At 56.1% G+C, this 21,988-nt stretch carries 23 protein-coding genes; 12 read left to right on the top strand and 11 right to left on the bottom strand.

All coding sequences use genetic code 11. The features are described 5' to 3' along the window. Positions 1 to 361: 361 nt before the first annotated feature. From AC0CW1_RS15575 to infC, 6 genes are all read right to left on the bottom strand, one after another. Positions 362 to 1,177, bottom strand: coding sequence for a TrmH family RNA methyltransferase (locus AC0CW1_RS15575; RefSeq protein WP_488183911.1), 816 nt, complete (start codon positions 1,175 to 1,177; stop codon positions 362 to 364). Beyond that, on the bottom strand, positions 1,177 to 1,848 hold the full coding sequence (locus tag AC0CW1_RS15570) for a potassium channel family protein (protein WP_488183910.1): 672 nt from the start codon (positions 1,846 to 1,848) through the stop codon (positions 1,177 to 1,179). Before AC0CW1_RS15570 ends, AC0CW1_RS15575 begins: the two co-directional genes overlap by 1 nt. 10 nt (positions 1,849 to 1,858) lie before the next feature. After that, positions 1,859 to 3,238 carry a TrkH family potassium uptake protein gene (locus tag AC0CW1_RS15565; protein ID WP_488183909.1) on the bottom strand — a complete coding sequence of 460 codons (1,380 nt, stop codon included), beginning with the start codon at positions 3,236 to 3,238 and terminating at the stop codon, positions 1,859 to 1,861. Between the two features lie 146 nt (positions 3,239 to 3,384). Continuing rightward, positions 3,385 to 3,744 carry a 50S ribosomal protein L20 gene (gene rplT / locus AC0CW1_RS15560; RefSeq protein WP_488183908.1) on the bottom strand — a complete coding sequence of 120 codons (360 nt, stop codon included), beginning with the start codon at positions 3,742 to 3,744 and terminating at the stop codon, positions 3,385 to 3,387. A gap of 62 nt (positions 3,745 to 3,806) precedes the next feature. After that, the gene (gene rpmI, locus AC0CW1_RS15555) at positions 3,807 to 4,004 is read right to left on the bottom strand and encodes a 50S ribosomal protein L35 (protein WP_488183907.1); all 198 of its coding nucleotides are present in this window, start codon (positions 4,002 to 4,004) and stop codon (positions 3,807 to 3,809) included. 36 nt (positions 4,005 to 4,040) lie between these two features. After that, positions 4,041 to 4,640, bottom strand: a complete 600-nt coding sequence (infC, locus tag AC0CW1_RS15550; protein WP_488184180.1) for a translation initiation factor IF-3 — start codon at positions 4,638 to 4,640, stop codon at positions 4,041 to 4,043. A 721-nt stretch (positions 4,641 to 5,361) separates the two neighbouring features. Here infC and AC0CW1_RS15545 point away from each other — a divergent pair. From AC0CW1_RS15545 to AC0CW1_RS15505, 9 genes are all read left to right on the top strand, one after another. Further along, a complete protein-coding gene (locus AC0CW1_RS15545) occupies positions 5,362 to 6,504 on the top strand; it encodes a 3-dehydroquinate synthase II domain-containing protein (protein ID WP_488183906.1) in 1,143 nt (380 codons plus the stop codon). Between the two features lie 15 nt (positions 6,505 to 6,519). Then, positions 6,520 to 7,323, top strand: coding sequence for a 2-amino-3,7-dideoxy-D-threo-hept-6-ulosonate synthase (locus AC0CW1_RS15540; protein WP_488183905.1), 804 nt, complete (start codon positions 6,520 to 6,522; stop codon positions 7,321 to 7,323). Between the two features lie 28 nt (positions 7,324 to 7,351). Next, complete coding sequence (locus AC0CW1_RS15535) at positions 7,352 to 8,014, top strand: hypothetical protein (protein WP_488183904.1); 663 nt, start codon at positions 7,352 to 7,354, stop codon at positions 8,012 to 8,014. A 19-nt stretch (positions 8,015 to 8,033) separates the two neighbouring features. Beyond that, a complete protein-coding gene (locus tag AC0CW1_RS15530) occupies positions 8,034 to 9,284 on the top strand; it encodes a hypothetical protein (protein WP_488183903.1) in 1,251 nt (416 codons plus the stop codon). Further along, complete coding sequence (locus tag AC0CW1_RS15525; RefSeq protein ID WP_488183902.1) at positions 9,281 to 10,618, top strand: phenylacetate--CoA ligase family protein; 1,338 nt, start codon at positions 9,281 to 9,283, stop codon at positions 10,616 to 10,618. The genes AC0CW1_RS15530 and AC0CW1_RS15525 overlap by 4 nt, the downstream gene beginning before the upstream one ends. Beyond that, positions 10,615 to 11,394, top strand: a complete 780-nt coding sequence (locus AC0CW1_RS15520; protein WP_488183901.1) for an amidohydrolase family protein — start codon at positions 10,615 to 10,617, stop codon at positions 11,392 to 11,394. The genes AC0CW1_RS15525 and AC0CW1_RS15520 overlap by 4 nt, the downstream gene beginning before the upstream one ends. Continuing rightward, on the top strand, positions 11,391 to 12,647 hold the full coding sequence (locus AC0CW1_RS15515; RefSeq protein ID WP_488183900.1) for a phenylacetate--CoA ligase family protein: 1,257 nt from the start codon (positions 11,391 to 11,393) through the stop codon (positions 12,645 to 12,647). The genes AC0CW1_RS15520 and AC0CW1_RS15515 overlap by 4 nt, the downstream gene beginning before the upstream one ends. Before the next feature lie 98 nt (positions 12,648 to 12,745). After that, positions 12,746 to 13,270 (top strand): hypothetical protein, encoded by a 525-nt coding sequence (locus tag AC0CW1_RS15510; protein ID WP_488183899.1) that lies wholly within the window; start codon positions 12,746 to 12,748, stop codon positions 13,268 to 13,270. Between the two features lie 255 nt (positions 13,271 to 13,525). Then, on the top strand, positions 13,526 to 13,876 hold the full coding sequence (locus tag AC0CW1_RS15505; protein ID WP_488183898.1) for a hypothetical protein: 351 nt from the start codon (positions 13,526 to 13,528) through the stop codon (positions 13,874 to 13,876). 54 nt (positions 13,877 to 13,930) lie between these two features. Here AC0CW1_RS15505 and AC0CW1_RS15500 read toward each other — a convergent pair whose 3' ends face one another. Next, complete coding sequence (locus tag AC0CW1_RS15500) at positions 13,931 to 14,257, bottom strand: hypothetical protein (RefSeq protein ID WP_488183897.1); 327 nt, start codon at positions 14,255 to 14,257, stop codon at positions 13,931 to 13,933. Positions 14,258 to 14,422: 165 nt separating this feature from the next. Between AC0CW1_RS15500 and AC0CW1_RS15495 the strand changes: the two genes are divergently transcribed. Next, the gene (locus AC0CW1_RS15495) at positions 14,423 to 15,169 is read left to right on the top strand and encodes a hypothetical protein (protein WP_488183896.1); all 747 of its coding nucleotides are present in this window, start codon (positions 14,423 to 14,425) and stop codon (positions 15,167 to 15,169) included. Between the two features lie 388 nt (positions 15,170 to 15,557). Here the strand turns inward: AC0CW1_RS15495 and AC0CW1_RS15490 are convergent, their stop codons facing one another. From AC0CW1_RS15490 to ytxC, 3 genes are all read right to left on the bottom strand, one after another. Then, a complete protein-coding gene (locus tag AC0CW1_RS15490; protein ID WP_488183895.1) occupies positions 15,558 to 15,974 on the bottom strand; it encodes a hypothetical protein in 417 nt (138 codons plus the stop codon). A 169-nt stretch (positions 15,975 to 16,143) separates the two neighbouring features. Continuing rightward, entirely contained in the window at positions 16,144 to 18,072 is a 1,929-nt protein-coding gene (gene thrS, locus AC0CW1_RS15485; RefSeq protein WP_488184179.1) for a threonine--tRNA ligase, read from the bottom strand. A 152-nt stretch (positions 18,073 to 18,224) separates the two neighbouring features. Next, on the bottom strand, positions 18,225 to 19,151 hold the full coding sequence (gene ytxC, locus AC0CW1_RS15480) for a sporulation protein YtxC (RefSeq protein ID WP_488183894.1): 927 nt from the start codon (positions 19,149 to 19,151) through the stop codon (positions 18,225 to 18,227). A gap of 94 nt (positions 19,152 to 19,245) precedes the next feature. Between ytxC and AC0CW1_RS15475 the strand changes: the two genes are divergently transcribed. Together AC0CW1_RS15475 and AC0CW1_RS15470 are read left to right on the top strand one after the other, a co-directional pair. Then, positions 19,246 to 19,788 carry a GerD family protein gene (locus AC0CW1_RS15475; protein ID WP_488183893.1) on the top strand — a complete coding sequence of 181 codons (543 nt, stop codon included), beginning with the start codon at positions 19,246 to 19,248 and terminating at the stop codon, positions 19,786 to 19,788. Between the two features lie 249 nt (positions 19,789 to 20,037). Then, positions 20,038 to 20,517, top strand: coding sequence for a ribonuclease H-like YkuK family protein (locus AC0CW1_RS15470; RefSeq protein ID WP_488183892.1), 480 nt, complete (start codon positions 20,038 to 20,040; stop codon positions 20,515 to 20,517). Positions 20,518 to 20,544: 27 nt separating this feature from the next. Here the strand turns inward: AC0CW1_RS15470 and AC0CW1_RS15465 are convergent, their stop codons facing one another. Beyond that, on the bottom strand, positions 20,545 to 21,975 hold the full coding sequence (locus tag AC0CW1_RS15465; RefSeq protein WP_488183891.1) for a GTP pyrophosphokinase: 1,431 nt from the start codon (positions 21,973 to 21,975) through the stop codon (positions 20,545 to 20,547). Positions 21,976 to 21,988: the final 13 nt, after the last annotated feature.

Raw genomic sequence — 21,988 nt, 5'->3', positions numbered from 1 at the left:
CCGGTAACGGAGGGAAACCGTCAAAACCTACCCACCTGCAAAACCAGCTTCATTCGGGGGTCAAGCTCGCCCCCGATTGGTCCTGACTTTCCAGGCTTCAGCCCGAAGCTCCCGGGTGAAATTCCTCCACTCCGCTTCAACGTCGCTTCCAGTCCATGGCGATCGTCTCCCTGGCAAGCGGGATGAGGAGTACTGCTCCCGTTCAACGCCCTAATCAATTTATTGCACCAGTAACCGCCGGTAGATCATATACGCTGCAACGGAACCTGTCACTTCGAAGATACGCCAGAAAAAGTCTGCGGAAAACACCGACGACCACAACCTTTCTGCGTTCCAGGGTCCACCAGCTAGGGAAATTATATCATAGCCCCCTTGTCGAAGCAACCGAGCGATGGCGGGACGCTTCGAAAAGGAGCACGGCGGCGGCGACAGCAGCGTTGAGCGATTCGACGGGCGGCGCGAGAGGGATGCGCACGAGCAGTTGTGCCCGGTCTCGCCAGATCGGCTGGGGGCCGTGGGCCTCGCTGCCGATGACGATGGCTAGACGCCTCCCCACCCAGGGCGCTTCAAAATAAGGCACGCCGTCACGGGCATCGGCCACGGCCAGGGTGATGTCCCGCTCCCGCAAGGCGGCGGCGAGCCCTTCCGCCGATGGCGCCGTTGCCACAGGCAGACGGAACAGGGCGCCCATCGTGCCTCGTATCACCTTGGGACCATAGGGATCAACGGTACCCGGCGTGAGCAGCACACCCGTGACGCCGGCTGCCTCGGCAGTGCGGATGATCGTGCCCAAGTTACCGGGATCCTGCAGGCCATCGACGATCAGCAAAAACGGTTCCGGCGCAGCGATGATGCTCTCCCATTCCGCCGGCGTCAGGAAAGCGGCGGCGACGATCCCCTGGCTCTGCTCCGTCTCGGTAATGGTAGCCAGGGCGCGATCATCCACCTCCAGACAGTCGACGCCGTTGGCAGCCAGAGTATCGAGCAAACGCCGTCCACGAGGCTGATCCGATACCCGCGCTGTATAGAGGCAATAGGCCAGAGAGACCTTCGATGCGGCCGCCTCTTCGACAAGGCGCACCCCCTCGATGAGGTACTTGCCGGTGACGCCCCGCTCCTTCTTCCGCGACAAGGAGCGCGCCTCTTTGACATGCTGGTTGTCCGGGGAGGTGATCATCAAAAGGCCTCTCCTTCAAAGCGGTTTAAGTCATCATTGGAACCAACGGCGACGAGGATGTCACCCTTTTCGATCAGCGTGTCCGCCCCAGGCGATGCCAACACATCATTGCCTTTGCGGACGGCAATGACGGTGATGCCGTAACGGGCGCGCAGATCCGCCGTGCCGATGGTCTGTCCGACAAACCGTTCAGGTGAACGAATTTCAACAAGCGAATGGATGGGCGAAAGTTCCAAGTAGTCCATCACCGTCGACGTAACCAGGGCATGGGCCACGCGGACCCCCATGTCCCGCTCGGGGTAGACGACCTGATCGGCGCCCACCTTGGTCAAGACTTTGCCATGCAGGTCGTTTTGGGCCTTGGCCACCACATGGCGAACGCCCATGTCCTTGAGAATGACCGTCACCAATATGTTGGCCTGCACATCGGATCCGATGGCGACAATGACCGTGTCAAAGTTACGGATACCGAGCCTTTTCAGCACCTCTTCGTCTTCGGCGTCCGCTTGCACGGCATGGGTGACAAAGTCGGCCACTTCATTGATCCGTTCTTCCGAATTATCGATGGCCAGCACCTCGTAACCCATGCGAAAGAGGGTCTTGGCTACGCTTGTGCCGAAGCGCCCTAAACCGATGACGGCGAACAGTTTTTGCGATTTCACTTTGGCCATGACGGCTCCCCTACCCTACCATGATTTTTTCTTCCGGATAACGCAGTTTTGCAAGGACATTGCCGCTGAGCGCAACGGCCAGTGTCAACGGCCCTACCCGGCCGGCGAACATGGTGAGTGCAATCAGCACCCTGCCGAAGTCGCTCAGGTTCGGAGTAACTGCCATGGTAAGCCCCACGGTGCCAAAGGCGGAAGTGGCTTCAAAGAGCAGCGCCAGGAAGTCGGCATCTTCCGTGATCGTCAGCAGCATCGTCACGGTTATGACAAGCAGAACGGCCATGATGGTAATGCCGACTGCTTTAAAGATGGTGTCCGGCGGGATGCGCCGCTCAAAGAAACCCACATCGATCTTCCCCTGGCGCATGCTCCACACGGCGGCCAGCAGCGACGCCAATGTGGTTGTTTTGATGCCCCCGCCGGTGGAACCTGGCGAGGCGCCGATAAACATGAGGATGATCATGAGAAACTGTGTCGCCGGTTTGAGGTCGGCGATGCCCACTGTGTTGTAGCCGGCTGTCCGGGGTGTAACACCCTGGAAATAGGCGGCCAGCAGCTTGCCGTCCCAACCAAGGGCGCCCAGTGTCCTGGGATTGTTGAATTCAAGGAAGAAGACGGCCAAGGTGGCCAAGAGGATGAGCACTGCCGTCATCATCCAGACCAGCTTGGTGTGAAGGCTGAATCGCTTGATCTCCCGGTAGCGAAAGGTCTCGGCAATGACAGTAAAACCCAAGCCACCGATGATGATCAGCGTCGAGATGGTCAGCGTGACGATGGGATCGTCCACATATCCGGTGATGCCGCGGAAACCGCCAAACAGATCGAAACCGGCGTTGCAGAAGGCAGAGATGGCGTGAAAAAAGCCGTAATAGAGGCCTTTCGTCAGCCCCATCTGGGGAATGAAACGGAGTGATAAGATCACACCGCCGATCCCTTCAATCAAGAAGGTGGTCAGTAGAACGTGGCGGGCTAATCGAACGACGCCTTGGACGGAAAGGCTGTTCAATGCCTCCTGCATGAGCAACCGTTCCTTCAGATTGATCCGCTTGCCCATCAACAGGTAAATCAGGGTGGCCATGGTCATAAAACCCAACCCGCCCACCTGGATCAGGGTGATGATGATCAATTGGCCCACTAGCGAGAAATTGTCATGGGTATCGACAACGACGAGGCCGGTCACACAGACAGCGGAAGTAGCAGTAAACAGGGCGTCCAGAAAACGCGTTCCCAGGCCGCTCCGTGACGCCATTGGCGTACTGAGGAGGAATCCGCCGATCAGGATGATGAGGGCAAAGCCGGCGACGAGCACCCGGGCCGGCGAAAGCCCGTAGTTGGGCCGCTTCCCCTGTACATAGGGGGCGAAAATGGGTCTGGGCGGTTCATATCGTTGCATAGATGAACAGTCCGACTCCCGTCTCTCCTTGGTTCTATGGCAAGTGTAATTCCAGGTTGGGATCCTTCGTCTTAATACCAGTTTCCCCAGAAAAACAAGACATGACCCCGCGGCCATGTCTGTTTTTTCGATAACTGATTTGATTTTTAGGCGTTCACTTTCGCCTTGGCCACGTCGGCGAGCTTGGCGAAGGCGGCCAAGTCGTTGACAGCCAGGTCGGCGAGCATCTTGCGGTTGACTTCGACGCCGGCTTTTTTCAGGCCGTTCATCATGACGCTGTAGGAGATGCCGTTCATCCGGGCGGCAGCGTTGATCCGGGTGATCCAGATCTTGCGGAAGTCGCCTTTCTTCTTCTTGCGGTGGGCGTAGGCATAGGAAAGCGCCTTCATCACCGCTTGGTGGGCGGTGCGGAAGAGTTTGGAATGGGCGTTGCGGTAGCCGCGAGCGAGTTTGAGGATTTTTTTATGTCGTTTACGGGACATGGGACCCGTCTTGACGCGAGCCATACGAAGACCTCCTGTGCTGCCTGAGGCGTATTTTCAATAGGGTGTGATACCGGCTGGCCAGCCTAGAGATAGGGAAGCAGTTCCTTCAGCTTCGGCGTGTCTTCCTTGGCAACGACAGAGGTGCCGCGGAGCTGGCGCTTGCGCTTGGCCGACTTCTTCTCCAGGATGTGACGGGTGAAGGCGTTTTTGCCTTTGAATTTGCCGGAGGCGGTTTTCTTGAACCGTTTGGCCGCCCCGCGGTGGGTTTTCATTTTAGGCATGTCGTTCAACTCCTCAATAGCGAGTAAAGGGGCGATTTATTCGGCGGTTTCTCCGGTGGCCGGGGCTTCCGCTTTCTCAGCCGTTTTGGCATCCCGAGGCTTCTCGGCGCGAGGTTCCCGCTGGGTCTCGGCTTTCGGCGTCAGGATCATGATCATATTGCGGCCTTCCACCTTGGCGTCGCGTTCCACGTTGGAAATCGGTCGACAGACCTCAGCCAAACGGACACACAACTGCCGGCCCAACTCGGGATGGGTGATCTCACGTCCACGGAACATGATCGTGACCTTGACCTTGTCGCCGTCCTCCAGGAAGCGGATGGCGTTGCGGGCCTTCGTGTCAAAATCATGGTCCTCGATGTTCGGGCGCAGTTTAACCTCTTTGATACTGACAACTTTCTGTTTTTTGCGAGCTTCCCGTTCCCGTTTGCTCTGCTCAAACTTATACTTGCCATAGTCCATGATCCGGCATACGGGAGGCTTGGCCGTCGGCGCCACCTCCACCAGATCGAGGTTGCTCTCCTGGGCGATACGCAGGGCGTCGCGGATATTCAAAATACCCAGTTGTTCCCCTTCGTTCCCCACCAAGCGAACTTCGCGGACGCGGATCTCCTCGTTGATGCGCAGGTCCTTGCTGATAAATGTTCACCCCCTGATTTCTTTAACGAAACAAACAAAAAAATGCGGGGTCTTCCACCCGCATGCTTCTCCCATTGCACAACGCATCCAGTTCGGCATGGGCCGATTCTGTGCCGCGCGGCTCTGACGGATGAACCCAGGTGGCAACCTTTGTGCGCCTGGGTGAGAAGCGGATGGCTTCTGCTTGTTTGTCGTTCCGCTGGTTACTATAGCATACGACGGAATGCCTGTCAAGGGAAAGACTGTTAGATATCAATGTTATCCTGAACGATGAGGAAGTAACATGACCACGCATCCTTGTATAAGGTAAATTAAGAATTAGCCATATTCGACGATTGAAGGAGGACGGAAACGTTGCATTACTCAGTTACAAAATACGGAAAGCACAGTGAAGATACCAAGTTCACATGGGAAAGCGAAGTAAAAAAACTAATATTATCAATTGATCCTTCTGCAACGTTTTGCAATACAATTTTTTCATCAGAATATATTAAATTGTATTTCTCATCAGACTACCCTAATACTGCATTTCAAGCCACTATGAAAGATTTAGGCGAGTGTAAAGACATATAGAAACACGTTGGTTCAAAAAGCAAGACAATGAAAGCTCCGCCACCAATGGCGGAGTTTTTCTATTTCGCTAGCCTCAATGTAACACCATTATTTTCCATTGAATAGAATTCAAATAGCCGGGTGGATCTCGGCGAGGGAATTCAAGGATATGGAGTTGGTGTTCGTGGCTAGTGAGATGGGTACCGGCGCCGTTACGCGGGAGGTCTGGTTTGACGGACGCCTCGTGCCTTTGGAGCGCAGAGATATCTGGGGATTGATCGACAACTCTCCCGTTCAGAACATTGTCGTCACACCAGCGCAACGGCGGGACGGCCATTTCCCGCTCAAAACGGTTCTGATCACGGAAATCAAAGAAGCCGATGACCTGAATGGCCTGTCAGAAGGAGATATCGTCCTTTCCGGCATTCCGGCGCTGTTGGCTACCGCTCGGGAAAAGGGTCTGCGCACCTGCATCGCTTTCTTCATCGAAGGCGGTCAGCAGGATCTGGAGGAAGCCAGTCGGGCGGCGGCTGCCCATGATTATGCCGTCGTCGATTTTGACCTGCCAACAAACATTCCCCTGGAACTGATCATCGCCCGCTTGCAGAATAGCAAGACGGTGCTGCTTAAAGCGGAGAAAAGTGTGGAAGCGATGGAGGTCGCTTTCGGCGTCCTGGAACAGGGTAGCGACGGCGTCCTGCTGACCACGGACGATCTGAATGAGATCATCCGGTTGAAAGCATTCCTCGCTCGCCAGGGAGCCGAGCGACTGCAACTGCATCCGTTGACAGTCACGGAGATCCGCCATATCGGGATGGGTCTGCGTTCCTGTATTGATACAACGGGGATTATGACGCGCGATGAAGGGATGATTATCGGTTCCACTTCATCGGGCGGGGTTTTTGTCTGCTCGGAGACGCATTACCTCCCTTACATGAACCTGCGTCCGTTCCGGGTCAACGCCGGCGCCGTCCACTCCTACGTCTGGCGCCCCGGCAACGCCACCGACTATTTGACCGACCTGCGGGCCGGCCTACCCGTGCTGTGTGTCAACACAAAAGGGGAGACGCGACCGCTCAGCGTCGGCCGGGTAAAGACGGAGGTGCGGCCGCTGCTCCTGATCCGAGGTGTGGCTGACGGCATGGACTTGAACGTGATCGTCCAGGATGACTGGCACATCCGTCTGATGGGCGCCAATGGAGAACCGCGCAACGCCACCACCATCCAGCCGGGAGAGCAGCTTCTGGCCTATGTCTGCGAGCCAGGCCGGCATGTAGGCATCAAGGTGGATGAAAAGATCATCGAAAGCTAGGAGGCAGCGGCAGCCATGACAGGAAAAGAGATTCGCCTGAACCGGCTCTTCTCGGCTTCCGGGCAGTTGCTCGCCGTTCCTATGGACCACGGCGTCACCTTGGGTCCCCTCGACGGCCTGAAGGAAATTCGCCATATGGTCAAAGCGGTTGCCGATGGCGGCGCCGATGCCGTCATCGTTCATAAGGGGTTGGCACGGCAGATCGCCGGGGTGCTATCGTCGGGACAGTGTGACCTGATCGTTCACTTATCGGCCTCGACTGCCCTTTCGCCGGAACCAAACCACAAGGAACTGGTCTCATCGGTGGAACATGCCGTACGACTCGGCGCGACGGCCGTCTCCGTCCATGTCAACCTGGGCGTCTCCTCGGAAAAGGGAATGCTCGAAGACCTGGGCCAGGTGGCTGACGCCTGTGAACTCTGGGGCATGCCGCTGCTGGCGATGATGTATGTCCGTGACGGCGATAAAGCAAGCGAGTATAATCCGCAAAAAGTCGCCCATGCAGCCCGTGTCGCTGAAGAACTGGGCGCCGATATCGTCAAGGTCAACTACACGGGTTCGCCGGAAAGCTTTAGGACGGTTACCGGCAGTGTCCGCATCCCCGTCATCATTGCTGGCGGCGTAAAGACAGGAACGACGAAGGAACTGCTCGCTATGGTCTACGAGGCCCAACAGGCCGGCAGCATGGGCGTGGCTATTGGGCGAAACATCTTCCAACATGGGCGCCCGCTCCAGCTTACGGCTGCCATTCGACGTATCCTCGACGGCGCTGTGGAGGCTTCCCGACTGACAGAACTGGCGTCCTCCGTCGACAATTAGCATCCGAAGGAACCAGGAGGAATGAACTGTGACTCAACAAAAGCCCCCTTCACAAACCACCAATCGCTCCTGGGCTGGCTTCACTGTCACTTTCCCGGGGAACGCGGCGCAGGGGCTGAATTCGTCAGCATCTTCTGATAAGGAACCTGTTGAACTCCGAAAGGCGGTAGCGCTCCATGACGCTGGCATCGACGGTGATAAGGATGCTGTCATTCAAGCTCATCAAATACTCACCGAACTGCGTCGGCGGTCAGCAGCGCCGCTAGTGGAAGCCTACTACGGCAGTGTCGTCTGTCTCCTGGGCCGGGACGCCGTCGATCCGTCGGAACGGTTTGCCAAGGCGCTGGAGGGTTTGAAGACACTTGACAAGGTCGTCAGATCCCATCCCGACCTAGTTCAGGCACGGGTCCTACGCGGCCAGGTTTGCTACCGCCTGCCCGAGCAGTTCTTTCACCGCAGCCGCACGGCCATCGAGGACTTCCACTACCTCATCTCCCGCCATGAACAGGACAGCCGCCTCTTTTCCGCCGATTTTTACTGGCGCATCCTCTTCCAACTTGGTGTGGCCTATAAAAACATCCACCTGATGCACGAAGCGAAAGCGGCTTGGTCCAAACTGCTCACCGTCACAAAAGACCCCCAATACCGCGCCCTCATCGAACAAGAGGGCTTTGTCCCCCAAATTGGTTGATTCGGGAGGTTTCTGTCGAATGGCTTCATCAACTCCTTTTTCCATCCCCCGCGTGACCGCCTGGTCGGGCTTGCGAGAAGAGCCGCGGGCATCACAGAAACAGGGGATCACCCTCGCGCCGGCGCCCCAGCGGCCGGCGCCGGACGAGGCCATCGCCGAAGGCGTAGCCCTGCACAGCCAGGCGTTGACAGGAAACCGGGAAGCCATCGAAAGGGCTCTTGCCTACTTCCAGGTGCTGTACGACCGGCATCGCGCCGACGACCGCGTCGCCGCCTATTTTGCCGACTGCCAGTCCCTGGCCGGCAGCACTGTCGATGACTCCTACGGCATGTTTAAAATGGCGATCCCGGCCATCAAGCTTCTCGACCAGGCCGTGGAAAACCGCCCCGACGACCTGGAGATTCGCCTGCTTCGGGCGTACCAGAGTTTCCGCCTTCATGAGGGCTTCTTCCGTCGTACCTCGACGGCCATCGGCGATTTTGAGGCGATCCTGGCCGCTTATGATGAGGGTCGCCTTGCGTTGCCTCCGGAAAAGCACAAGCAGATCCTCTTCGATTTAGGCTGCGCCTACCATCGTATGGGCATGGCGGAAGCGGCCGATGAGGTCTGGAACCGTCTCCTCGCCATCGACTCCGAGGGGTCTTTTGTCCGTCCTGTCGAACGGGTGCGAGGCGACTTCCACGCCGATGAAGAGGCCAAACTGCTCACGTTAACCGAAAAGGCGGATCTGCTGCGCGAGGGGGCACGGCTTTTTGAAGCCGGCGCCGCCGGCGACAGGGGCGCAGCCCGAGTCGCCCAGAAACTGCTGAAAAAAGCCCATGAAGCCGACCCGGAGGACGCTCTTGCCTTGGCCTACTCCGCCTCTGCAACGGCGCTTATCGAAAAAGACGCCCTCGAACCGCAGGCTCTCTTCGGCAGCGCCATCCGGACGATGAAAGTGCTGCGGGATGCGAAGGAAAAGGACCCTGAAAACGTGCGCATCCGCCTGTTGCGAGCCTACCTGGCCTATTCCCTGCCGGAAGCCTTCTTCCATACAGCCCAGACGGCTGTCCAGGATTTTCGTTTCGTCCTGGAGGCTTATGAGAAAGATCCCTCGCTGCTATCGAAAGAAGAGTACGCGCGCGTGCTTCACCACCTGGCAGAGTGTTGCCACCGCTCCAACAATGACTTTGAAGCCAAAAAAATCTGGGCACGCCTGTCTGCCGACTGCCCTGACTCCCCCTATTGCGCAGACATTCCTGTCTCAGCCCGAGAAGAGGTGACGCCATGACCCTGGCTTTTGAAGACCGCATCCGGGCTGCCCAAACACCCGACCTATTCCGCCGCTACTTTCGAGAAGCTTCCGACGCCATGCCCCTGGAACGGCTGGCAGCCTACCAAAAAGAGGCCCTCAAAGAGATCGTGGCCATCGCCCATGCCAGATCACCCTTTTACCAAGAAAAGTTCCGCGAAGCTGGCATCCGGCCTGAGGATGTGCAGGAACTGTCAGACCTTGCCAAACTGCCCTTTACGACCAAGGACGACCTGCGGCAGGATCCCTGGCGCTTTCTCGCCTGTGACAAAGCCGATGTGAGCATCATCCACGTCTCTACAGGAACGACAGGCGGTAAGCAGATCTATGTGTTGCACACCTGGGACGACTACTATATGCACGACCTGGCGCCAGGCTTTCCCGTGCTCGTCCCTGTCGGTCGCGGCGACATGGTGCTGAACGCCCTGCCCTACGAGATGAGTTCGGCTGGTCTCGCCTTCCACAAGTCCTTCATCAATAGCTGCGGCGCAACCGTCCTCACTGCCGGCAAGGGAGGCGCTTACTCGACGCCGGAAAAAACGGTGCAGATGATGCGCGACCTGCAACCTAACTGCGCCATCACCGCCCCTTCCTACGCTGTTACGCTGCACGAGACGGCGAAAAAAGAAGGGTTCGACCTAACCTCCATCCCCTGGAAAAAGATGTGGCTGACAGGCGAAGGCTGTTCCCCCGCCTTCCGGGAACGAGTGGAAGAACTCTGGGGAACACGAGCCAATCTCTATTACGGCACCCTCGAAGGCGGTGTCGTCGGTATCGAATGTGACGAACACCGTGGCTATCACGTCACAGAAAGCCATGTCATCCTCGAGGTTGTAGAGCCGAAGACAGGCCGACCATTAGAACCTTTGGAGGTCGGAGAGATCGTAGTCACCTGTCTTACCCGCCGTGACGCGCCCTTGATCCGTTACCGCACACAGGACTTGGGCTATTTTGACCCCGACCCCTGTCCCTGCGGCGTCCCCTTGCCACTTCTGCACCTGCGGGGCCGGCAAGGCGACCAGATCCGGATCAACGGCTTTGACTTCTCCCCCTTCTACCTGGAGGAGTTTTTGATGCGCCAACGTGAGGTGGGCAACTGGTACCAGTTCATCGTCAAGGCAGGAGACAACGACTGTTTGAAAATCCGCACCGAACTGGCGCCGAAGGTGAACGCCACGGCGGAACTGGCCGACAAGCTGTCCAGCAAGATGGAGTACGCTGTTGGCGTGCCCTGCGAGGTAGAGATTGTCGACACCATCCCCCGTCCTCGCGGCAAGACAGTCCGGGTTGTTCGGGAGGAGGCAGCGCCATGATCATCGATGCCCATGCCCACCTGTCGAACACCGAATACGGCAACAACGACCTCTATCAAGCCCAATTGCGCGAGGCTGGCATCGACGGCGCCGTCGTCGTGCCCGGCGGCATGATGGATGTGCGCAAGATGACCGATTACATCACCGGCCGGGCAAAACCAGAAAAACCGATCCCAGACAATGCCTACGTTTCTGCCGCCTGTATCTTGCCTGGCGCGAAGCTGACCGGCTTCGCCTGTGTCGATCCCCACGACCCCCAAGGCCCTGAGACGTTAGAAACACTTCTGAAGGCTGGCTTTCGCGGGCTCAAACTATCACCGATGAGCCATCAGTTCTCCTTCGCCAGCAAAGGCGTGGCCGAACTGGCTGATCTTTGCGGAACCTTCGGCGTCCCCCTTTACACCCATACCGTCTTCAGTCCCGGCGCTTCGACGGCCAAGTTCGTCTCCCTCTCCCGCCGCTTTCCCAAAGTGAACTTCATCCTCGGACACATGGGATTCGGACCGGCCGATCAAGAGGGGCTGGAAGCGGCCATCCAACATGACAACTTCTTTCTAGAAACATCAACGGGCAGTTTCCTGCATATCAAGGAGTCGATCCGACGGGCCGGTCCCTCCAAGGTCATCTTCGGCTCCGAATTCCCCCTTTCCCATCCCAAAGTCGAACTGGATAAGATCCTCCTCCTGGGACTGAAAGGGAGCGACCTAGACAAGGTGCTCGGCGGAAACATCGCCCAACTCACCGGCATGGCGCTCGCCAGGAGCGACAACCCATGACACCGGAAGAGCGGCTGAAGGCGCTGAATGTCGCTCTCAGTCAATACCGCAAGGCGTCTTTCTACCGGGACCGACTGCCGGAACAACCTCTGTCCTCTCTGGGGGAGCTAAAAAACATCCCCCTGATGACCAAAAGGGACCTGATTGACCATTCACCCTACGGCATGCTTTGCGTGCCTCATGCTGAGGTGCTTCAGTACCATGAATCCTTCGGCACTACAGGTACGCCGGCCTCCACCTGGTTTCATCAGGGCGATCTGCGAGACAACGCCGACCAGGTCAACGCCTGCGGGATCGATTTTCAACCAAAAGACACGGTCCTCGTTCGCTTTCCCTACGCCATCTCCATGATCGCCCATGCCGTTCACCGGGCGGCACAAAACCGGGGCGCCGGTGTCATTGCCGCCAGTTCCCGTTCGGCCGTCAGTCCCTTTCCCCGGATCATCGATCTAATGGGCAAGCTTCAGGTGACCGTCCTGGCCAGTCTGCCGCTGCAAGCCTTGCTGCTCGCCGAGACGGCAGAGTTGCTGGGGTTGCAGCCTGACCGGGACTTTCCTCACCTGCGGGCGTTGCTCCTCGGCGGGGAACCGCTCCCACCGGGTCGACGCCGCCTGTTGGAGAGTGTTTGGGGAGTGCCGGTCTTTACCATCTACGGCATGACTGAAATCGGCACCGCCGGCGCCGCCTGTCGCCATGGGAGGCTGCACCCGTTGGAAGATTACTTCATCTTCGAAGTCCTTCGAGATGACCTTTCTGGCGAAGTGGCACCAGGCGAAACGGGCATCCTGGTCGTCACCACCATTACCGACAAAGCCACACCGGTCGTCCGCTACGTCACCCAGGACCGGGTCCGCCTGATTTCCGAACCTTGCTCCTGTGGCCGGCAGGCCACTCTTGAAATCCGAGGCCGGACCGCCCACACAGTGACCTTGGGTCAACAGACCCTCGACCTTTGGGACCTTGACGAACTCGTCGACCGCCTTCCCTGCCGCCGTTTTTGGGTCGTGGGCGTCGAACCACCGGGACTGCGTTTTGTCGTCGAGTCGGAACCGCCGGTCAATGAGATGCCTCCTGGCATGATCACAGCACTTGAAGAGAAATACCGCTTTCCCGTGACCGTCGATTTTGTTCCCAGAGGCGCTCTCTATGACCGGAGGGAACTGCTCAGCGTCGGCGTCGTCGGCAAACCAAGGTACATCTATACGGCAGAGGAAATGGCGTCAGGCGCCTACCTGCGTTCAACAAGGATATAAAAATGTGTCGTGGCAATCATTGCCAATCAGAATACTGTGTAAATGGAGTGGATCGAGTCGGCTCGACCGCTTCAATAGTATCAGAGGAGGGAAAACTCGTGGATCCAAAAAAAATGGAAGACGCGATGACGCAAATTCGGACAAAAATCGCAGAAGCCAAGAACGCTGAAAACAAGGTTGAAATCGTCGCCGACGCTGTCCGGGATATGATTCTCAACATGGGTGTCAACATCCCCGACAAAGCTTTTGACATCATTGAGAAGATCAAGTTCCCGAGCAATCCAGCGGCGGCTGTTCCTCCAGCACCGGCGCCAAAAGCCACACCCGCTGTGCCCGTTCCCGCGGTTACGCAAACCAAACCAGTCGTTCCCACCCCCCCTTTCACGATAACCAGACCAGTCGTTCCCACCGATCCAGAAAACGCAACAAAGCCGTCCACCCCCACCTTTCCCGTGACTGTAACCAAAGTATCCGTTCCTACTGTTTCCGTCACCCCTTTGCCCCCGCCACCGACAGTCGTCACGACTCCCACCTATCACGTTCAAGCCCTTCAAAAGGCTATGTCTAATATCCCCCAAAAAGCAAAGGTTTGTCCAACGTGCGGCCACGCGTTGACCAAGTAGGTATGGAACGACTAGGCCCTTGTCTCTACCGTGGTAGAGGCCAAGGGCCCTGTCTATCACATTGGGTAGTTTTTCCGTATCATATTATTGAAGTAATTAGCTTCGCTAAAATGGAGGCGAGAAGAGAAGAGTGACATAGCAAAATACGGCTACTGCTGGTTGCGAGTTGGGAAAGACGTATGTAACATCCTGAAGCGCACCGTCTCCGACTTTGCCCTTGTACTAGAACGGTATGGGCTGCTGGTCGATCTCATTGTGGAAGATACGCTGCCGCTTTACCCTTTCAGACTGCAGGGACTGGAACAACAAATAACAGGGGGCTTACCGGATAAGGTACAGCAATCCTTACGAGGGTTAGAGCAGGAAGTATCAAAATTATTTCTAAACGAAGGCAGCAATAATCCCTATGCTTATCTGACGTTAAACGCGCCAAGCAGCGTAGAACTTGCCCAGTCTTATCAGGATTATTACAGCCTATTGCGTTTTTCCGAAGAGAACAGATGGCTCGAATTACAAGGCATGATAAGAACCGAACACCAGGTTCCCTATGATTATGTGGAGCCAATGGTTATGCCGAAGCGACTTCAAGGGAACGAAGCGAGGTGAGCGTGGGGGACCGGTCAATGATCCGGCCCCCGCTGTTTGTAGCTCTTTCCCTTTTTACTTCGTTATATGGCCATAGTGGGGACAAGCTCTTGTTCTTCTTGAGGCTTTCGATGATTGTACGGGTGCTGGCGGACGATAGACAGGGGTTGAAGCAGTACCGCGTGATTGGGCAACGGGAACGGTTACGACAGTAGGGACAGGGGCATTGAAGTTTATTTGGTTGAGGGCTTCGACGGCGCTAGGGGGCAGGGTAATTCCCAGATTGAGAATCATGTTCCGGACGGCGTCGGTAATGACTTCCTTTTTGTTTTGGCTCGAATTAACACCTGACAGCTTTTCACGTAATTGTTGAACAGATGCTTCGATTGTTTTTTGATCCATGAAGACACCTCCTCTTTTTTCTCAGAGAGTGTTGCATATTTGTAAAAAACACTCTCCATTAGTATCCTACTCAAAAATATACCAATTGGCACAATTTAAAATTGGTTTTTTATTTTTAAGACTGCCTGTCGAGCGTTTGGACTAAGTCTCTTACAAGCATGTTGCTTGGTTAACGATGACAACGACTTTATTGAAGCTGCGTGCCTATGCGGCGAGATCCTTTTTGTGCCCAATCGTTGCTTTTCGCATAATATAGAAAAGAAAATACGTCTGATGGGTGTGGTGCCTATGGATAGTGCGATTCGGGATGGGACGACTTCGGTGTGTGTTGGACCAAACCAAGTCGTTTCAACACATGTGGAACTGCCTTGTATTCATCCATATCCAGGTGAAGTGGAGTTTGACTGTACTGTCGTACTTCGCAAGGTAGTTCCCGTTCAAATTGACGCGAATCTGGCTGAAGAGAAGGAAAAATGCGCTTTCGGCGCTATTGGCGCCTCTGTACACATCATGGCGGCAGTTGTCGACTTTAAGGCAATAGAGCGTTGTTCGTCGCGTCATCAGATAAAAACCTTTGGAATACCGAAATCGGCTGTGATAGTCGCCTATCACCCACTAAACGTACGTTGCAAGGTCGAAACCATTGGAGGTAACAAAAAGCAGTATTCGCACGGCAATATCAGAGTAACGGTTCATTTTGATGCAGTTGTTATCTTTTCTAGTACTGTTGAAGGTAGAACCGGTAGAACCTATGTTGTTTCACGTCAGTTTAGCAATCTGCAATGTGAATGCTGCTTTCATGTGCCCAATCCCGAGATGGGCCGGTTAATAGCTCGGGCCAATCTATCGCCAAAAGGCAATGGATACTACCCGGTTGCTATTGTCACAAATGAGAAAGAGGCAGTTCCCTAACGGTGAGCCGCCTCTTTTTTTATCAGGTTACTTTATGACGAGTGATGAGACAAGCGTTCCCTGGCCAGATTGATGCGACTATGGTCAAGGAGTGGGATGCAACAAAACGGTTACAGCAGACACTCAGCAGCATAGACCCGAACGTTGTATGTGACCGTATCCAATGTTGTTTCTGGAATAGGAATTGTTACATTAATGGGTTCATTCAGGAGGATGCAGTCGACGAACTTGAAACAGACGGGGTTTGAAGAATTTGGACGATAAACTTCGATCAAGAACTTATAGGGTCGGTTGACCAATTCTGTACAGGCCAAGCTTAAGGTAACTCGAACTGCGCGGTTAGGGTCACATTCCAACGAAAGGGGCAACGGCGCGATACTATTCGGGCCTACGCTGATACTCGCAACTTTGTCAATAAGCCCCATGACTTTCTCAAGGCAGCGATGGGTACGGGCCCGATTTCCAAGAGCGCATCTACCGTAAAGGAATAGATATCGACGTTCGGGCAAACCGCGGTGTTTCCAGGTGTTTCCACCTTAATACCCGTCAATCCGGTAGGTGGATCGGGGTCTTCAAATATGCCCCCGGATAATACATTCACGCCTTCGCAATCGAAGGCGATAACAAAGTGACTGAGATCGCTGAACTGATTTCCTGTTCCCGGCTTACACACACTGTAGGTAAATGTGGATGTGCCACTAGCAAAATCGTAATCCACACCTAGAAATGTGAAATTAAATTCGTAAACGTTTGGGACAGCGATGGTAGCGGTATTTTGGGACACCTCAGGACATATGATCGCCATCTCATCCCCCTCTTTCCTGTTTTGATATCATCCTACTCACTCTGGACTATCGCCGTTACAGCCGAGAAACCTGTCTTCTTCGCATATCCACCGAATAGATCACAAAAAAAAAGCAGTGCTCTCCTTGGGGGAGGCCCTGCTAAATGCGCACGAAAAAGGTGCCTGCTTGTTAATTACACATTACAGAGTCGGGATTTTCCCTCTTTTGGATTTCCTCAACCAGTTGGGCGATAAACGCTGCTACTTCCATGGCCCCCTTGTCGCCTTCGCCGCGCTTACGGACGGCGACGGCACCGTTCTCGGCCTCCTTGTCGCCGACGACGAGCAGGTAGGGGATCTTCTGCACCTGGCCTTCGCGGATCTTGTAACCGATCTTCTCGTTGCGTCCGTCGACTTCGACGCGGATGCCCTGCTTTGCCAGCGCGGCCCGCACCGATTCGGCGTACTCGTGGTGGCGGTCGGTGATAGGCAGCACCCGCGCCTGCACCGGAGCCAGCCAGGTCGGGAAAGCCCCGGCATAATGCTCGGTCAGAATGCCGATAAATCGTTCAATGGAACCGAAGACGACGCGGTGGATCATGACGGGCCGGTGCTTCTGACCATCCTCGCCGACGTAGGTCAGATCAAAGCGCTCAGGCATCTGGAAGTCGAGTTGGATCGTGCCGCACTGCCAGGTCCGGCCGATGCAGTCTTTGAGATGGAAGTCGATTTTGGGCCCATAGAAAGCGCCATCGCCGGGATTGACCTTGAAGTCCATCCCTTTGGCTTTAAGGGCTTCCTCAAGGGAGTTTGTCGCCAGTTCCCAGATCTCGTCGCTGCCCATGGCTTTTTCTGGCTTCGTCGACAGTTCCACATGATACTCGAAGCCGAAGGTCTTATAGATCCGGTCGATCAACTCGATGACGCCGATGATCTCTTCTTTAATCTGGCCGGGTGTCATGAAGATGTGGGCGTCATCCTGGGTGAAGCAGCGGACCCGCATCAACCCGTGCAAGGCGCCGGAGATCTCATGGCGGTGCACCAGGCCGAGTTCGCCCATGCGCAAGGGCAAGTCGCGGTAGGAGTGGATGGCCTGCTTGTAGACGAGCATACCGCCAGGGCAATTCATCGGCTTGATGCAAAAATCCTGTTCGTCAATTTCGGTCACATACATGTTTTCCCGGTAGTTGGCCCAGTGGCCCGAACGTTCCCAGAGCGACCGATTCAAAATAATGGGCGTGCGGACTTCATGATAGCCGGCCCGCTGGTGCTCCTCGCGCCAGAAATTCTCTAGTTCGTTGCGGATGATCATCCCTTTCGGGAAGAAGAAGGGGAAACCGGGCCCTTCTTCGAGGATCGTATACAACTCCAGTTCCTGGCCGATCCGGCGGTGATCGCGCCGCTTCGCCTCTTCAATCCGGCGCAAATGCTCGTCCAGTTCGGCTTTTTTCGGGAAAGATGTGCCGTAAATGCGCTGGAGCATCTTGTTCTTCTCACTGCCCCGCCAGTAGGCGCCGGCCAGGTTCATCAGCTTGAGGGCTTTGATCTGACCGGTTGAAGGCAGGTGGGGTCCGGCGCAGAGGTCGACAAAGTCACCCTGGCCGTACATGCTGATGACGGCGTCTTCTGGCAGGTCTTTGACCAGTTCAACCTTGTACTGTTCTCCCCGCTCCTCAAAGAAGCGGATGGCCTCTTCCCGGCTGACCTCGCGGCGGACGATGGGGTAGTCGGCCTTGACGATGTCGGCCATCTCCTTCTCGATCGCCTCCAGGTCTTCCGGCGTAAACTTGTGTTCCGAATCAAAGTCATAATAGAAGCCGTTTTCGATAGCCGGGCCAATGCCCAGCTTCGTCCCAGGGAAGCGCCGCAACACCGCCTGGGCCAGCAGGTGGGACGACGAGTGACGATAGACCTCGCGGCCTTCAGGGTCGTCAAAGGTGAAAATCTCCAACTGGACATCCTTCTCGATCGGCGTCGTCAAGCCGACCACCTTGCCGTCGAGCTTGCCGGCGACAGCATGCTGAGCCAGCTTGCGGCTCAAGGCCTCGGCGACAGCGCCGACGGTCGTCCCCTGGGGAAATTCCCGGACAGCCCCGTCTTTCAGGGTCACTTTCACGATATTGCTCAAGATGTGCGTCCTCCTTAAATACAGTTAAGCCTCTCGCCCCGGTTCAGGGACGAGAGGCGGTAAGTCCGTCTCTTGGTTTCAGTTTAATCGTCAGGGAATGGCTTGTCAACTTTCGGAGACATGCTTCAAGGACCGGCCCTTCGCTAGGTATGTTGCATCTCCCTTTGCTCCATCGCCGCCAAGGCCTGGCATCGTTCACAGCCGGGACAGCGATGCAGGCGATCGCCAAAGACGGCTTGGATCGTGCTCAAGGTCTCACTGACCGGCATCCCCTCGCGGGAGTGAAGGACGACCTGCACCGGCGCGACAGTGACGAGAGCGCTGATCAAGAGATCCTCGAAACTGATCTCTTCATGATCCAGGTAGTCGCGGCTGAATCCGTCGACCACCTCGTTGTTGACCGGCTTGCCCTTTTCATCGAGCAGTTGGAACCCGCCTGGACGCAAGAAGACGTGCACCACCTCAACAGGCGACTCCTGGATCTCCAGAAAGTAGCGCAACAGGTGGATAAACTCGTTGTACTCCTTTTCCATCATATATTCGTCGACGGCACCGTCGACGGCGTCGGCGACAGCCTGTAGATAATCCTGCAAGCGGAAGCGAAGAAAGCCGTCCACATGGATCCGGCCGAAATTGACCAACACCTCCACTAGGCGTTCCAGGATGCGCTGGTTGCGGCCGATTCGGTACATGATGTATTCTTTTGAGACCTCTTCCTTGCGCTTTATTATAAGAAGGGCTTTGTCACCGATCAGCCTGCGCTCCTGTTCGTTGAAGTGCGGGTGATCAGCCCGGAGCCGTTTCTGAATCAGGTCCCGTTCCCAAACCTCCAGGATCCACTCCATGAGCACCCTGGCGCTGAACTGGCGCAGGATCAGGGTCATCTCGTCTGATGATTCCCCAGCCGGGTGATCCTCCAAATAACAGGTCAGTTGATGAACCCCGTTGGACCGTTCCTGCCGCATGCTAAGCCGCCAACCTTCCCCCGCCAGCGCCCGGATCTCCTGCATGAGCCTGTGGTTCAGACCGTCGAGATTGCGGCTCGCCCCGATCGATAAAATGGCTGCCAAGGAGTTCACCCCCTTTATGCTGTAGTATATGTGCGCCATTTTCAGAGTATACAGTTCGGGGGAATAGGCTTTCCTGCCCTGAGGGATTCTACAGGTGACCGCAGAAAGGGGCGAGGGCATGCAGCGATTACTCTGGTTACTGATCATCGCCTTTTTGCTTATCACCGGGATCACCTCCTGTTCACCCCAGCGCCGCCCGGCGGAAACACAGTCCCAGCAACAGGGGCAACAGCAAGGGAAGCAGGGGCAGCAAGGCCAGGAAAAGCCCGATTATCAGGATATGAAGACCATGATGATCGATATCATCAAGACCGATGAATACCAGCAACGCCTGGCCCGCATGATCCGCGACCCGGAATTTCAAGCGATGGTTCTCTCCCAAGATCCGAAGTTCCAGAAGACGCTCCAGGAGATGCTCCGCGACTCCAAGTTCCAAGAAAACCTAGCCCTGGTCATGAAGGAAAAAGAGGTCCGCAAGTCGATCAAAGAAACAATCAAAGAAAGCATGGACGATCCGGAGATCAAGAAAAAAATCCAATCAGCCGCCAAAACCCAGGAAGGCAGCAAAGGCGGAGGTGGGGGCGGCGACGGTGAAGGCGGCGGCAAGGAGGCCGGCCAGGGCGGCGGCGGTGAATAAAACCGGCGCAGTTCTATCGCTATCCCTGCTCTAAACGAGAAAAAAGCGAAGATTTCCGCCAAAAACAACGGAAACCTTCGCTTTTTCGCATCCATAAAACCGAACCGTCCGGGATAAACTACCATAGGGGCCAAATCGGTTCAAAGACCCTACTGAAACTCACTTTTTAATCGGAATCTAACAGGCGCTTAACCCTGCGGGGATAGGATTGGTATCAGAACGCCACTGACCGGAAAGGAGGAAACCCGCATGTTATTTCGCGGGCAACAAGGAATCCTTCCCATCGAACAGGTGATACAGGCTTTTCAACGATTCTCCGGTGAATACCCGGACGCGCGAATGCACCTCTGGATCGGCACCGACAGCCAGTCCCACGGCGCCTCAACCCGTGTTGTCACATCAATCACCGGCTATCGGGAACGCAAAGGCGCCCAGTCCTACCAGTACACACAGGTGCTCAACCGCTGCCTCCCTCTCGGCGAAAAGCTCGATTTTGAAACCCACATGTCCATCGAGGTGATCGGCAAATTGCGCCATGTCCTCAACGGTCGCCTGCTCTGTTGGGAACTGGAGCTACATATCGATGGCGGCGAGAACGGGCTCAGCCGTCTCCATCTGCCGCGGGTGGTCGGCTGGGCCGAGAGCCTGGCTCCCGTCTATCAATATGCGGTGCGGACGAAACCCTTCGCCGTGGGCGCCACGCGGGTAGCAGACCGTTATTCCAAATGACGGCAAAGGGGCATAAAAAGGGCCGGTTCAACCGCCTGCACTGGCCCGCAAGGCCCCGCGCATCTCCCGGAGCGTGCCGTCGATCTGTGTGAAAATCCTTTCCAGTTCGAGTTCATCATGGCCGAAAGATTCCGGTTCCACCAGTTCTGGCTCGTGAAACTCATCCCACTCGATCTCGGGATAGCGGTAGGTGACGGCCAACCGGCCAACGACGCGATAGTTGACCTTAAAGTAAAATGAGAGGTTCTCCATCTCGGCGTTTTGAGGGTCCCAGTCCGAAGCTACCTGGACGCTCAAACCATCGCCCAGTTTCGCCTTCAGCAGAGTGACGGCGCCCACATTCAGGTTCGCCGGGCAGACGGTCAGGTGTTCAGCCATCAAAACAGACGCTTTCTGTAACCGCGTCAGCAGGGGCGTCTGAATCTTTTCTCCATAAAACTGCTGAAACTTCCGGTTCAGGTGACCGGCCTCCTCGGGCTCCCGTTGGTGACGGACGCGATCCAAGGCCGGCGCCAGTTCCCAGCGTAAGATCGGCAGCACCAGGGAGTAGCAGACATTGCAGAGCCGGACGGGATCAGAGATCGGTTGGACATGGTCCATGCGGGGCAGGATGGCCCGCACCTCTTCGTGGAGCAGGAAAGGGGCCTTGCAGCAGGAGCAGCGCGCCAGTTCCTGCGGCCGCAGGCTCTGTGGGTGCATCCCCCGGCGGCCCAACTGGAAGCTTAATTCGAGGATGGTCAACGTCTCAAAGTGGTGGGCGGGATCGGGCGAGGGGCTTTTGGTCATGGGCGATTCCAGGCGTCTCAGGATGCCCGCCAGATGGCGCGCATAGGCGCGGATCTGGTCTGTCTCAAGATCCTTCGAAACGGCCTGACGCATGACCATCATCTTCTCATCGGCCTTGTTCGTCTCTTCTGCGATCAAGCGCAGGTTCTCGGCGATGTGGGCGGGAACCTCCAGACCGTATTTATACATCATGGAGTGCTGCAAGACGGCCCAGAAATGCTGACCCACCGTCCGCACCTGGATTTCGGCGAAGAGGGTGACCGCGCCGTCAGCCGTATACATGTCATACTCGACGATCAGGTGATGGCTCCGATAGCCGCTCGGTTTCGATGAGCGGACAAAGTCCTTCTCGTTAACCAGGCGCAGGTCCTTGCGGTTTTTGAGAATGGACACGACCCGCGCGATGTCGTCGAGGTGCTGCACGATCACCCGCAGACCAGCGATATCTTTGATGCGGCTGCTGATTTCCCCGTTGACGGGCCAACCATAACGGCGCGCTTTTTCCACGAGGCTCTTCGCTTTTTTCGTGCGGCTTTCTATGAAAAGGATCACTGGTCGCCCGTATTTCGCTTCCAAGGGCGACCGGAGCGATTCGAGTTTGACGCGCAGTTCCACTTCCATCTGCCGGTACGTAGCCAGCATGGTATCCAACTCAGCGACGGTCAGTTCCACCGGCAATCACCTC

Source organism: Heliomicrobium sulfidophilum (assembly GCF_057715735.1).
The sequence above is the reverse complement of the archived record's forward strand: the minus strand, read 5'-3'. Positions and strand labels throughout refer to the sequence as shown.